12 protein-coding genes are annotated in these 13,613 nt (G+C 49.2%); 10 read left to right on the top strand and 2 right to left on the bottom strand.

Annotated elements, in window-relative coordinates; translation table 11 throughout:
- Nucleotides 1–58: 58 nt before the first annotated feature.
- From ABFD83_13440 to ABFD83_13425, 4 genes are all read left to right on the top strand, one after another.
- Nucleotides 59–2,089, top strand: a complete 2,031-nt coding sequence (locus ABFD83_13440; GenBank protein MEN6358075.1) for a TIGR03790 family protein — start codon at nucleotides 59–61, stop codon at nucleotides 2,087–2,089.
- Between the two features lie 220 nt (nucleotides 2,090–2,309).
- On the top strand, nucleotides 2,310–2,867 hold the full coding sequence (locus ABFD83_13435) for a PEP-CTERM sorting domain-containing protein (GenBank protein MEN6358074.1): 558 nt from the start codon (nucleotides 2,310–2,312) through the stop codon (nucleotides 2,865–2,867).
- 68 nt (nucleotides 2,868–2,935) lie between these two features.
- A complete protein-coding gene (locus tag ABFD83_13430; protein MEN6358073.1) occupies nucleotides 2,936–3,472 on the top strand; it encodes a PEP-CTERM sorting domain-containing protein in 537 nt (178 codons plus the stop codon).
- A 131-nt stretch (nucleotides 3,473–3,603) separates the two neighbouring features.
- A complete protein-coding gene (locus tag ABFD83_13425) occupies nucleotides 3,604–3,819 on the top strand; it encodes a ferredoxin (GenBank protein ID MEN6358072.1) in 216 nt (71 codons plus the stop codon).
- A gap of 40 nt (nucleotides 3,820–3,859) precedes the next feature.
- Here the strand turns inward: ABFD83_13425 and ABFD83_13420 are convergent, their stop codons facing one another.
- Together ABFD83_13420 and ABFD83_13415 are read right to left on the bottom strand one after the other, a co-directional pair.
- On the bottom strand, nucleotides 3,860–4,789 hold the full coding sequence (locus tag ABFD83_13420; GenBank protein MEN6358071.1) for a KamA family radical SAM protein: 930 nt from the start codon (nucleotides 4,787–4,789) through the stop codon (nucleotides 3,860–3,862).
- Between the two features lie 29 nt (nucleotides 4,790–4,818).
- Nucleotides 4,819–6,210, bottom strand: a complete 1,392-nt coding sequence (locus tag ABFD83_13415; GenBank protein MEN6358070.1) for a hypothetical protein — start codon at nucleotides 6,208–6,210, stop codon at nucleotides 4,819–4,821.
- A 174-nt stretch (nucleotides 6,211–6,384) separates the two neighbouring features.
- Between ABFD83_13415 and guaA the strand changes: the two genes are divergently transcribed.
- The 6 genes from guaA (at nucleotide 6,385) to ABFD83_13385 (ending at nucleotide 13,610) form a co-directional block, all read left to right on the top strand.
- Nucleotides 6,385–7,920: a glutamine-hydrolyzing GMP synthase gene (gene guaA / locus ABFD83_13410; GenBank protein ID MEN6358069.1), complete on the top strand. Its 1,536-nt coding sequence runs from the start codon at nucleotides 6,385–6,387 to the stop codon at nucleotides 7,918–7,920.
- A gap of 4 nt (nucleotides 7,921–7,924) precedes the next feature.
- Nucleotides 7,925–8,476, top strand: a complete 552-nt coding sequence (hpt, locus tag ABFD83_13405) for a hypoxanthine phosphoribosyltransferase (protein MEN6358068.1) — start codon at nucleotides 7,925–7,927, stop codon at nucleotides 8,474–8,476.
- Nucleotides 8,477–8,712: 236 nt separating this feature from the next.
- Nucleotides 8,713–9,975 carry a transcription termination factor Rho gene (gene rho, locus ABFD83_13400; GenBank protein ID MEN6358067.1) on the top strand — a complete coding sequence of 421 codons (1,263 nt, stop codon included), beginning with the start codon at nucleotides 8,713–8,715 and terminating at the stop codon, nucleotides 9,973–9,975.
- Nucleotides 9,976–10,029: 54 nt separating this feature from the next.
- The gene (locus ABFD83_13395) at nucleotides 10,030–10,548 is read left to right on the top strand and encodes a bifunctional nuclease family protein (protein ID MEN6358066.1); all 519 of its coding nucleotides are present in this window, start codon (nucleotides 10,030–10,032) and stop codon (nucleotides 10,546–10,548) included.
- Between the two features lie 186 nt (nucleotides 10,549–10,734).
- Complete coding sequence (locus tag ABFD83_13390; protein MEN6358065.1) at nucleotides 10,735–11,448, top strand: prepilin-type N-terminal cleavage/methylation domain-containing protein; 714 nt, start codon at nucleotides 10,735–10,737, stop codon at nucleotides 11,446–11,448.
- Nucleotides 11,449–11,507: 59 nt separating this feature from the next.
- Nucleotides 11,508–13,610: a hypothetical protein gene (locus ABFD83_13385; protein MEN6358064.1), complete on the top strand. Its 2,103-nt coding sequence runs from the start codon at nucleotides 11,508–11,510 to the stop codon at nucleotides 13,608–13,610.
- Nucleotides 13,611–13,613: the final 3 nt, after the last annotated feature.

Below are 13,613 nucleotides of genomic sequence, written 5' to 3'. Positions count from 1 at the left end.
TATCTGACCAATTATTATATATTCTTCATGATATGAGGGGGGGAAGGAGGCCAGAAAGGTGATTCGACCGGCGCTCAACAAAGCCCGGACGCTAACGTTCGTCATGTTGATTCTCCTTCTGGCCGCCGCTGAAGCTATATGCGGTGGAGGACGTCTTAACGTCATTGTCGTGCTGAACCAACGCAGCACCATTTCGACCAGCATAGCCAATTATTATGTAAAGGCGCGTGACATCCCCGCTGAAAACATCTGCAGAATTTCGTGCTCAACTGATGAACTGGTGAGCAAATCCGAGTTCGACACGAATATTCTCACACCCATCCGCACATTTCTTCAAAACAACAGCTTTCTGGACAGCATAGACTACATAGTGATGACAAAGGGCGTGCCGTTAAAAGTAGTCGGGACTGAGTACGGATACGGCGGTCCGCTGTCGATAACCAACATCTTGACCTGCGCAGGCGAGCAAAGTGTGACCGGTGACCTCGATAATCCATATGGTCCGCAGGCCTTTGATCCTGTTGAAACATCCTTTTCCCACACACTCGATCTCGGAGGATATCACCTGTATCTGGTAACAAGGCTTGATGGCTACACGTTTGATGACGTTAAGAATATGATAGACCGAAGCAATACGCTTGAGCATACCGGTTCGATTGTTTTAGACCGAAACTATTCATCGAATCCTTCCGGCTCAACAACTATGTTGAACGGATGGTTGACGGATGCTCAAACTGCTCTGTCCGCAAGGGGTATACCTACCATTTATGATGACACGTCGTTGTTTGTGCACGACCAGACAGATCTTATGGGTTATTTTAGCTGGGGAAGCAATGACCCATCATTTACCTATTCCGCTTACATGAGCAACACCTTCGCACCTGGAGGAATTGCCGACTCATATGTATCCAGCAGTGGACGCACATTTTCACCGGAGGCAGGTTACCCCGAATCCTGTCCGGCCAGCTCACAATCGCTGATCGCGGATATGATAACAAAAGGCGCATGCGGTGTCTCCGGTTTTGTGTCTGAGCCTTATACCGCCTATGCTACATATCCAAATATATTGTTTGATAGATATACCAAGGGATACAACCTGGCTGAGAGTTTCTATATGGCATGTCCGAAGCTGTTTTGGAAGTCCGTGGTAGTAGGAGACCCACTGACGGCTCCATATTCGACACCTCCGACAGTGGTTGTGCTCTCACCCGATGTGCCTCTCACCGGGGATTCCGCAACTATTACGGCAACAGCGACCGGTTCAAATGGGATATCGAGCGTGGATTTCTATATGGATGGAAAACACTTAGGCTCTGATACGACTTTACCATACTCTATCACATTCGATTCCACGCTCTATACTGTCGGTCAACACAAAATCGAAGTGCGAGCAATAGACGCGAGCGCTGTTGCAACGCAGGGATGGACATCGACTACAATGACCATCGAAAACCCAATTTCGAACCTCAGTGTCATAGCCGATGCGTTCCCCAGCCAGGATAAGCAGGGCGTTCGCGCTACCGGAAAAATAGTGAGTGCCGGGACAGTCGAAATGGGAGGCTCCGAGTTTTATATACAGGAAGAAAACGGCACCAGTGGGATCCGCGTTATCTCTTCAACCGTGGTTGAAGAGGGTGACGTGGTCACGGTTGTCGGCGACTTGACGACTCCTTCCGGCGAGAGAAGCATTCAAGCGGTCAGCGTAGATATTTTGGAGAACCAAACTAAGCAGGCCAAACCATTCGGCATGCCAAACAGGAGTATAGGCGGATCTGATGTAAACGAGTATACCAAGGGTGTGACAGGTGGCGCGGGACTGCGCAATATCGGCGTGCTGATCAGGACATGGGGCAAGGTAAAATATGTGGGAGGCGAGCAGGAGAGCTTCTTCTATATTGATGACGGCAGTAGAATGCAAGACAATTCGGGTCATGACGGCATAAGGGTCGAATGCCGCAACTTGCCCAAACCGGTGATTGGACAGTATCTGTGTGTTACGGGAGTGTGCGGGTGTAAATATATAGACACGCATATTATTCCGATAATCAAACTCCGCAAACAAACGGACATGTCTGTGATCGGCTTATAGTCTCGTGATCCGGTACAATTACCGGGTTTTGTAAATATTTCAAACAGGACACTTGACAAGCAGCCGTTTTGCGGATAAACTCATATCGATTGAAAAGGTTTCTCGCCAACCGTAAGCAGGGTGCAGCTTATACGGTTGAGGGCGACTTCTATTAAGCAGTATATAGCATCTCGAATGATGCAAAAAGCACCAATTAGCCCACACAAACAGGAGGAGAAAAATGATATTGAAGTCTGTAAAGACGACGGCTGTTTTTGCCTTGGTCATGTTACTGATGTTATGTGTTTGCGCATCAGCAGGTATCGTTGACCAGAAAACGAGCACCCTCAAAGGGTCTGGAAATGTGCAACAGCTTATCTGTGACGCAGTAGTCACATTGGATGGCGGAATCTACACATACACCTATACTTTGACCTATGATATAGGTCCCGCCACTGTTCACATCTATAAAGTCCAGAATCCAAATTACGCCTCATATTACAATGCATCCAACACGCCGAATGATGCAGGCATATTTACCAATCCCGCCAATGGAAACAGCAACTGGATAGGATGGCAAAACGGCGCACTAGATGTGGGCGGAAGCAGGGTGTTCAGTTATCAATCCAGTCGTGCTCCGATGGATATCGACGTGTACTGTTACGCAGTCGATGGCGGATCAGCGGCAATCGGCAAGACTCTGGGTATGGGCGAAACGATTCCTGAGCCGAGCAGCCTGCTTGTTCTGGCGTTTGGCGCTGTTGGAACAGGGTCACTGATAATCAGGCGGCGCAAATAATAAGCGATTGTTGCGCGAATGAAGTTTTCCACGTGCGGCAGGATGCGTCCTCATAAAGGAGGGTTGGCATGAGGAGAAGTATAAGATTCGCTTTAATATGTGCTCTCGTAGTAGTTACGGGAGTAGTTGCTTGGGCATTTCCTGAAAACCCATATCAGAGTGTCGTGAGTTTGAGTATGGGAGATATGTTTACCGACTACTCGAACAATCTGACTGCAAAAGTAACGGTTAATCCAAACGGTTCATATCACTACGAATATACATTGAGCTATCAGTGTTCTGCATACTTAGATAGTGAGGCGCTTACCGAGTTTAGTGTCGGTAATATGGATAAACTTGCCTTTACTAATCAGGGAAGCAACCACGCTTTTACAAACAGTGCCAGCAACAACTCAGTGCTGTGGGTAAACGGCAGTGTAGGTACTGGAAACACTGTTAAGTTCTGGTACGATTCGATATATACATATAAGGTGGTTGACGTTACTCTTTCTGGTGGACTTCCGTCAAGCGGCAACACACTCGGTATGGTAATTCCAGAGCCCAACAGCATTATTGCATTGCTGACAGCTTTGGGCGGATTTGCGTTTGTGCTTAAGAGACGATAGCGCGCAAATCGAAAGAAGAAGAGAGGGAGAGAAGATGGGCCGGGGGATTAACCCCGGCTCTTTAGTTGTACATCGTGTTTTTATTCTTGATATACAGGATATCCTGATGCTATCAGGGATCGGAGGCTCATATGACTTACAAAATAGTCGTTGACAGAATCAAGTGCCAGGGGATCGGCGCATGTGTCGGAACAGCGCCTGATGTGTTCGAGATAGACAGCGAAGGAAAAGCGGTTGTCATCAATATACAAGGTTCCGATGACGATACGGTTTTCGCGGCGGCAGAGGCTTGTCCGCTTGATGCTATTACGTTATACGATGAAGAAGGCAAACAGGTATATCCCTAGGCTATGGTAATTCCTTCCTATGTCTTATTCGACACACTTGTTATTCCACAACCTTGTGTTTTCTGTTTTCATAGTCGGTATATGTGGTCAAATCCAAGTCCCAGAACTCAAGCGGCACAGGTATTTTTCCACTTCCGTCAGGCGCATCGATTACATAATTCGGGTAGGCCAAACCGGATAGTCCCTTTCTAAGCATAGTCATGATGTGGCGCTCCTTTGCCGGATCGACCTGGAAATGCATCGCGCCTGGAACCGGATCACAGCGGTATATATAATATGGCCGGACGCCTATCTCGAGAAGTCCTGTGAACAGGTCATATAGCGTCTGGTAATCATCATTGACACCATTCAAAAACACAGTCTGCGAATATAGGATAGCGCCGGAAGACATAAGTCTCTTGCAACAGAGCACAGTTTCGCGGGTGATCTCAGCCGGGTGCTCGAAGTGTATGCCTACGTATACAGGCTGCGCCACTCGCTCTATTACTTCGAGTCTGGCGTCGTTAATGAGAGCCGGATCGCTGACGGGCATGCGCGTGCTGATCCGTATAATCTTGATCGTATCAAGTGACGATATTTCACTGACGGCATAATCGAACAAGTCATCATCGACTATAAACGGGTCTCCTCCCGACAGTATCACTTCGCTGATTTCCGGGTGCGCACTCAGGTAATCGGTCCATTTGTCGATATGCGATTTGTCGATCCGTCCCCGCTCGATATCGGATACAAGCCGCCTGCGAGTACAGAACCGGCAGTAGGCAGCGCATTCAGCCGTCATTAGGCACAAAACGCGGTTGCCGTATTTGTTGATCATGCCAGGCACGACTTCGTGCTCTTTTTCTCGCAGCGGATCATCTTCGCCGATCATATTGTCGTCTAGTTCAAGTTCGCTGACCTCAAACTGTTTTCTGACGGCATCTTCGTAGACCATCAAACGCTCGACATGTTCGGATATTTTATACAGCATATTGTTTCACCACAACTGCCTATCATTACTCAGAGCCTGCTGCTTTTTGACTGACAGGGCATCATAATCGCGTCAACCATTCCATGTATCAGCTTTTTATCTTTTGGGCATGCCGTAGCAAGTACCCCGCCCAAATTTGCCCGGTCATCTGCTACAAAATAATATGGACACAGCCTCACGCGAGCCTGCATTTCCAGTGTTCGATTCTCATCACAGTACTTTACCCCAATGATAGCGCTGTCATGATATGGCTGGATCACATATGGGGAGTTTTCAAAGCTTGAAAGAGCCGTATTTGCGGTATCAGCCCACTCATTCCCGGGCATATCGTGACCTATCTTTACTCCACGTGACCCCCATGCAAGTGGAGAGAAACCGGAGGGCTTCAGCACCAGGCGTCTATCCTTTTGAGTCCCTTCTATTATCTCTCGCCAATCTCTTATCGGCCTTCCTTTCCATTTGAAACCGGAGATTTGCGCATGCGGCGGCACTGCTCGATTGTCCATGATCCAGGTCGGCGATACTGTGCTGATAAGCAGCTTATAGTTATCGTCACCGAGAGATTTGACCCAGTAATCCTTCAGCGATTCACTGTGTAAAAACGCAAGGAGCATCTTTTCTTCAAGAAAGTGTTTGTATGGCGGGGTCACTATTGTTGTCTTCTTTCGCGCGGCATACGAAACCAACTCGGACTTGGGAATATTGAGCAGATCGAACAGTTCAAAAAACCTATAAATCAGATCGATGCGCAGTTTTTCAGAGTCTTTCTCTACAAAAAGCCCTCCTTCCGTAAACTCGATTTCACTCGGTCTCAGAGTATATGCGCGCAGCTCGATCTTTTGGAGTTCACCCGCAAGATACGTCATCTCAGGCAGGTAATCAACGGATTCTTCCGAAACAACTATCGCGCACACCGGATCATCGATTCCGGCAGCCTCGCGCAGTGATTGTGCAAAACCGTCACGAACACTTCTTGGAGAGCCGATCAAATCGAAACCTGCATCATCGTATGCTGCTGATAGGCAATCGAGATGTCCAAACCCGCCCGGCACACTGTCTAGCTCAGTTATGACGAATCCGTCGCATCTAATTAGTATGTCCGGCCGGATTATCCGTGGGATCGAATGCTTGTGATAATGCATGCGGGCATGGCGAATCAGGCCGTCGGGTTTACCAATGTCGAGATAATTGCGAACCCATTCATGGTTCGAGCGAAGATAAAGCTCATTTGCCCCATGATAGAACCTGAACAGCGCTTCGCCCAACTTCTCCAACTGCGCCACCTGATCGGTGCTGAGGTCAAAGGGGGCCGGTGATATCAGGTGCGAGCGCAGTCCGTAGGCGCTGTTCCAGAGTCCGGCTTTCGCTATATGTGATCGCACTTTATCGCAGATGCGCTGCTCTATATCGCCCAAGGTCACTACTCCTCATCAAGCTCTGCATTTGTATACCCGCTGGATTTGCTTGCCAAACATTGACAACTGATCTTGCGTTCTGCTACAATACCAGTGGACACAGCTCCCCAGGACAATTGTTCAGGCAAAAATCCCCAGGAAAACTATGGTTGAGGGGCATCACTGTATTACGGAGTCCCAATGGCTAGTGAAGAATTGATACTCATCCTCGATTTTGGCGCGCAGTATACACAACTTATCGCACGTCGTGTGCGCGAATGCAGGGTATACTGCGAGATCATACCCTACGATACCCCGGTTTCACAAATAGTAGAGCGCGCTCCTAAGGGAATAATATTCTCCGGCGGGCCGGCAAGTGTGTATGAAGAAGGCGCGCCGCGATGCGATAATGCAATTTATGATATCGGAGTGCCCATACTCGGAATATGCTACGGCACTCAGCTTATGGCCTATCATTTAGGCGGCAAGGTTACGCCAGGGGTTCAGAAAGAGTTTGGACGCACTGAACTTGATGTAATCGATTCGTCGGTGCTGTTTTCGGGACTCGACAAAAAACTTGTGTGCTGGATGAGCCATGGTGACCTTGTTGAGAGCGCTCCTGCGGGCTTCAAGACAGTCGCCCGGACTGCGAGCACACCCGTCGCAGCTATGGAAAACCCCGAAAGGGGACTCTATGGCGTGCAGTTTCATCCTGAGGTAGTGCATACGCCGTGGGGGACTGAGGTACTTCGCAATTTTCTGTATAATGCATGCGGCCTGCATGGCTCGTGGACTCCGGCTTCGTTTATAGAGACGGCCGTAAGGGAGATCAGAACGCGGGTCGGCAGCGATAAAGTCGTCTGCGGTGTCAGCGGCGGAATCGACTCGGCATGTGTAGCAGCGCTGCTGCACAAGGCAATTGGCGACCAGCTCACATGTATATTCGTCGATCATGGGCTTATGCGGCTCAATGAAGGCGAGAGCGTACGCCGGACATTCGAGGAGCATTTCAAGATAAAGCTCGTATATGTTGACGCCGAAGAAAGATTTCTCAGTAGGCTTGCCGGTGTGCTCGACCCGGAGAAAAAGCGCAAAATTATAGGCGAAGAGTTCGTGCGGGTTTTCGAGGAGCATGCGTCAAAGATCACCGACGCTAAATGGCTCGGCCAGGGCACGCTGTATCCCGACGTGATAGAAAGCGGCACGAAGAACGCCGCTGTCATCAAATCGCACCACAACGTAGGCGGCCTACCCGAGGATATGGTCCTCAAGATAATCGAGCCGCTCAGGTATCTGTTTAAGGACGAAGCAAGGGAAGTCGCGGCTGAGTTGGGTCTGCCTGAAGAGATGGTCTGGAGGCAGCCGTTTCCCGGTCCGGGACTTGCTATACGCATCGTCGGAGAAGTCACTAAGGCACGGCTCGAAACTCTGCGCCATGCGGATGATATCGTAGTTGAAGAGATCAAGCGCGCCGGTTTGTATCGGGAGCTCTGGATGGGATTCGCGGTGCTTGCCCCAATAAGAAGTGTTGGAGTTATGGGCGACCAGCGGACCTATGACGACACGATTGTGGTGAGAGCCGTGACCAGCCAGGATGCCATGACCGCCGACTGGGCAAAGTTGCCTTACGAAGTGCTGGAAAAAATCAGCAACCGGATCATAAATGAAGTGCCGGGAGTGAATCGGACCGTTTATGATATCAGCTCGAAACCGCCCGCGACCATCGAGTGGGAGTAGCGCATTGACTGATTCCGGTAAAGACGCTGTGGAAGTACTAATATCGGAAGACAGGCTGCAAGAACGAGTATCCGAGCTTGGAAAGCAGATCAGTCGTGATTACGCGGGCAGGGAACTGCTCTTAATAGGCATTCTGAAAGGCTCCGCAATCTTTCTGGCTGATCTAATCAGGCGGATCGACATGATCGTAGATTATGACTTCGTTGCAATCTCCAGTTATGGCGGTGACAAACATACCTCCGGAGTTGTGCGGATGCTAAAGGACATTAGCTGCAGTGTCGATGGCCGGGATGTGTTGATTGTCGAGGACATAGTAGATACAGGTTGGACTCTGCGCATGAGCTATCTTGCTGAAAACTTATTATCGCGCGGAGCGTCAAGCGTTAAGATATGCGCTCTTCTGGACAAACCCAGCCGCAGACGTGTCGACGTTAAAATCGACTATTGCGGGTTTGCCGTTGAGGACAGTTTCGTGGTAGGCTACGGACTCGATTATAATGGACGGTATCGGAATCTGCCGTACATAGGAGTCATAAAAGTAGAGACTGATGATTAATTCCAGAGTTTTGCGTTTAAGGACTGGACAAAACGCGGTATCAATCCTATAATATAAATGTCTAATAACAGTCCTCATTGTTGTTGTCTACTGGACTTTCTCGGGTGCAAACCCTCCATCATTATGTTGATTCCAACCCTATTGCGTACTTGCCGGGCGTGTAATATGTCATGGTAGAAGTGCGCCAAACCTCATACTTGAGGCTATCCCAAAGAGGTGATTACAAATTGGAGCCTTTGGAACTATCTGAACTAGAAAAAAAGACGTTCGAGGAACTGCAGGAGATAGCGGCTACTCTAGGAGTAGAAAACGGCTTCTCTAGACGTCAGGACCTTGTTATGAGCATCCTCAAGGCGTTTGCGGAAAAGAGCGGGCTTATCTTTGATCAGGGTGTGCTCGAAATCCTGCCGGACGGCTGGGGTTTCCTGCGGCACTCGAACTTCTCACCCACAAATACCGATGTATATGTCTCACAGTCGCAGATCAAGCGATTCGGACTCAAGACGGGTGACATAGTCTCGGGACAGGTGCGGCCGCCGAAAGATACCGAGAAATACTACAGTCTGCTGCGCGTGCAGGCAGTGAGCAATCAGAACCCCGAAGCAGCGAGGTCTCGCAAAAGCTTTGATGACCTAACTCCAATATATCCGAATGAGCAACTTGTTCTTGAAACTACACAGGACAACTACTCCGCGCGCTTTATAGACCTCATCTCGCCTATTGGTAAGGGACAGAGGGGTCTGATTGTCGCTCCGCCGAAAGCCGGCAAGACGACGCTGCTTAAGACCATAGCAAACAGCGTCACTACCAACTTCCCGGATGTCGTCCTCATAATTCTGCTGATTGATGAGCGTCCTGAAGAAGTAACGGATATACGCCGCTCGGTCAATGGAATGGTAGTCAGCTCCACATTCGATGAGCTGCCTGAAAACCATATGCGCGTCGCCGATATGGTCCTTGAAATGAGTAAGAGGCTGGTCGAGTCGGGTAAGGATGTAGTAGTGCTGCTCGACAGCATCACCCGACTTTCGAGAGCGTCGAACCTGACTGTGAACCCCAGCGGGCGGACTTTGTCGGGTGGTTTGGACCCGAGCGCTCTATATAGGCCCAAGCGGTTTATCGGCGCAGCGAGAAATATCGAAGAGGGTGGAAGCCTTACGGTTATAGGCACCGCACTTGTCGAGACTGGAAGCCGCATGGATGATGCGATCTTCGAAGAATTCAAAGCTACGGGTAACATGGAACTGGTCCTGGACCGTAACCTTGCCGAGCGCCGTATATTCCCGGCAATCGACACTAAGAGGTCCGGCACTCGCCATGACGAACTGCTTTACGATGATGACACCCTGAAGCGGGTCTGGCAATTGCAAAGGCTCCTGGCAGCTCTCGATACCGCCGAAGCGACTGAATTGCTGCGTGACCGGTTTAAACATACAAAATCAAACAAGGAATTTCTGCAGATTGTGGATAAAACACTTAAGAGTAACGATATAGATTAGTGCAAATGCTGATGGGGTAATGATACCCAGTGTATTTTAGAAAGGGTAGCATCATTGGCTGAAAATTTTGGATTCGAGGAAGATGAAAACCCGGACGAACTGTTTCCACAGTCTCTGAGTGGTGAAGATGATTCGGAAGCGGACGAAAGCAGCCTTGAACAGAGGGAAGTCAAGGTCATGGGCGTCTACGAGCACAAGGAGCAGGAAGGCGTGCAGCCTACAAACTACTTTGTTCTGCTCAAAGATGCCAGAGGCCGTTCCGTCCTGATCTGGATCGGAAAATTCGAGGCTATGGCGATATCGCTTGCCCTGGATGGCGCTTCGGCAGACCGTCCGATTACCCATGATCTGCTCAACAATGTTATAAACCGCATGGGCGGCACCGTCGAAAGGGTCTTGATAGACGATTTGTGGAACAAGACCTACTATGCGAAGGTCACAATTGCACACGAGGGAAAGGTTGTTGATGTTGACAGCCGTCCAAGTGACGCGATTGCGCTCGCTCTGCGGGCAAAGGCTCCTATTTTTATGCTTGAGGGAGTCATCGAAAAAGCGGCAGTCCACGAGGAATAATAGAATTATTATTACACCGGCTTACTAAGCCCGGAGGCTATTTGCCTTCGGGCTTTTTGCATACGGCATGCGAATAGTGGGCTGTTGTTCATTTAGAAAAAGTAATGTTTGTATACGGTATATCCATTGACAAATGGCTAATACATGCACATAATAACAACAGATTACAATGGTGGGGAGAGAGCTATGAAAAGAGGGTTTACGCTTATTGAGTTGCTGGTTGTTATCGCGATAATAGCCATCCTTGCAGCGATATTATTTCCGATATTTGTGTCTGCACAGGAGCAGGGAAGACAGACAAAATGTCTAAACAATCTTAAACAGCTATCAACGTCCGTGCCGCAATATTGCGATGATTATGCAGGCACAATGCCGATTGTTCTCGGATATTATGTAAGTCCTGAAAGACGTGATTGGGCAGGGTGCCTGCATAATGTTGGCGGAAGTAACGTCGTATGCTCGGTCAGAGACGGCGGACTTTGGAAATACACACGCAACAGTGACGTATATAAATGCCCCAGTGATTTTAACTCACCCGCTGCAGGAGTTACCAACCAACCTACTAACTTTCCAATATCCTACTCTATGAATGCCCGGATAGGCTCTGTCCCCGGCATTGCCGCCGATAATCCTTATTACTTGTTGAGCAAATCAAATCTTGACAAAGAAAGCTCCGGGCGTTCATCCAGGATTCTTTTATTTATTCATGAGTCTCGCGGGCGTATTAACGATGGCTTCTTCAGTTGGGGCAATGCATGGGATATACCAGGCACTGTGCACAATTTGGGAACAACAGTTTCGTATGTGGACGGTCACTGCAAGTGGGGGAGCCAGAAGCAGTTGTTGAAAGAAATGGAAAGCGCCCAGTGGTCAAGCAACACGTTTTATGTGAAGATGTAGTAATGATAGGCTGCGCCGTACTAAATATGAGGAAAATGTCATGCGGGCATTTTCGGGCTTTGGCAATTGTATTACTTGTTTTGTTGATACCCTCAATTTGTGCATGCGAACAACTCAGTATTGATGGCTTTCAATATACTACTACTGATGCCGCTTTTGCGGTCTGGAAGCCTGACGGTGCGGCATTATCGCCCGAGCCCGCTGTTGTTGAAGGTGTCAAGTGCTTACGTCTGCCATGTCGGTTTCGTAAAGATACGACCAGGGCTATATGGGACAAACAGGTCGACCTTAATCTCTCCGATTACGACTACTTCAGCATCAAAATTAAATTCGACAACCCCTCTGCAATCAGAATGGTCTCTGTCTATTTTAAGAGCGGCGCAGGCAACGGATGGTACGGCAGGACAGAGGCCATCCGGAACGTGACCGAAAAGTGGCACACCATTATCATTCCGAAAAGCACGCTGTATGCCGAATCACCGTGTCCGGGCTGGAACGACATACGTACGGTGCGTATATCCGTATGGCAGTCATATATGGAGGACGCCGCCGTTTCAATTGCCGACTTTAGTGCGCAGAAATCGGATGGGATCAGGAACATTCTTCCAAACAGCGGGTTCGAGTTGTGCAATACAGAATCTATTCCCGATTATTGGGGTACGGGGCATTGGGGCATTGGTTCTGTCGAGACTGTGACGAATACCGGCGATTGGCGCAGGCGCTGGACGGTTGACAATAAGGTCATTCACTCCGGCAAACGCAGCCTGCGCATTGAGCGAGAGGGCGCTGTTCCGGAGATGCAGGCATGTTCCAACTGGGTCCATGCGAATCCGGGCGATTCATACGTTTTTTCGGCATGGATAAAAAGCGATAATCCGGATATGCCCGTTGCGCTGGCTTTCTCCGGATCTAAGACTGAAAAAATATCGGTTGGAAAGGAATGGCAGCGCTTCTGCGTTACCGGCAAAGTCGACAGCGCACTTGCCACATGCAGAATTATGCCGCTTGATGCGGGCACTGTGTGGATTGACGACACTCAGTTCGAAGCCGGCATAATGCCATCAGAATATCGTTCCGCGATTACAGACAAGAGCTTTGCAGGCGAAATCGTCCATCGTAAGGTCAAGAATCCGCAATCAGCCAAAATTGAACCGTATCCGGATAAGGTGCAGGTTAAGATAGATGAAAACCGGCGGTTCCTGGTCAATGGCAAGCCATTTATTCCTTTTGCAATGGGATGGGAGTCCGTTCCCCAGCCCGAGATAATTCATGAGATCGCGCATGCCGGCTTTAACACGGTGTGCATTATGGCCGGGTCGCAGCCGGTAGAAGACATTCGTAAGCTTTTCGATGTTATTCGCGATGATGGAATGAGAGTAATACTCTGGGTTGGCAGCGCCACCGATAACGATATGCTGCAGCAATGGATCAATGGCCTAAAGGACCATCCCGCGCTGCTTGCATGGTATATTTGCGACGAACCGGAAAAGATAACCCCCCAAATACAAGACAGGTATGACCTGGTCAAGAAGCTGGACCCGACCAGACCGGTATACATCAACTACACTATATACAACCTGAACAAACTCGGCGACATAGCCTCACTGGATGATTACCCTATTCCCGAGTCTTCTCCAGCAGCGATTGCGGGGGACGCAGATATGCTCGAGAGATGCGCGATCGAATCCGGCAAGCCGACTTGGATATGGCTGCAGGCTCATGGTTATGCTTACTGCTATTCGCGCGAGCCTACAGGCCCCGAAGAAGAGTGCATGACTTATCTCGCCCTCATCCATGGAGCCAGAGGTATCAGCTATTTTGCGCAGAAACCGCACAGCAATGAACTGTGGAATGAGATGAAGCAGCTTGCATTTGAAGTGCGGACTCTTACACCTGTTTTATACTCACTCGAAAAAGTCTCTGGGGCCTGTGTTGATAAGAAGGCTGTTCACCTGGCTGTTAAGCGCTACAAGGGTGAAGTATACCTGATTGCAGTCAACGAGCGTCCAAATCCGATTACTGTTTCATTTACCGTGCCGGGGGCAGACCGGTTCAAGACTGAAGTCCTGTTTGAAAACAGGAAACTAGGTGTCAAGCATGGGCGCTTTACTGACCATTTTGAAGGGTATCAGCGGCATGTATATAAACTGCGGTGCTTATGACAA

It is taken from the genome of Armatimonadota bacterium, assembly GCA_039679645.1.
GTDB lineage: Bacteria > Armatimonadota > UBA5829 > UBA5829 > UBA5829 > UBA5829.
The sequence above is the reverse complement of the archived record's forward strand: the minus strand, read 5'-3'. Positions and strand labels throughout refer to the sequence as shown.

Bases quoted from the DNA above. Each gene is read 5' to 3' on its own strand.
- ABFD83_13435 (MEN6358074.1), top strand. From the start codon at position 2,310: ATGATATTGAAGTCTGTAAAGACGACGGCTGTTTTTGCCTTGGTCATG.
- ABFD83_13430 (MEN6358073.1), top strand. From the start codon at position 2,936: ATGAGGAGAAGTATAAGATTCGCTTTAATATGTGCTCTCGTAGTAGTT.
- ABFD83_13425 (MEN6358072.1), top strand. From the start codon at position 3,604: ATGACTTACAAAATAGTCGTTGACAGAATCAAGTGCCAGGGGATCGGC.
- ABFD83_13420 (MEN6358071.1), bottom strand. From the start codon at position 4,789: ATGCTGTATAAAATATCCGAACATGTCGAGCGTTTGATGGTCTACGAA.
- guaA (MEN6358069.1), top strand. From the start codon at position 6,385: ATGGCTAGTGAAGAATTGATACTCATCCTCGATTTTGGCGCGCAGTAT.
- ABFD83_13390 (MEN6358065.1), top strand. From the start codon at position 10,735: ATGAAAAGAGGGTTTACGCTTATTGAGTTGCTGGTTGTTATCGCGATA.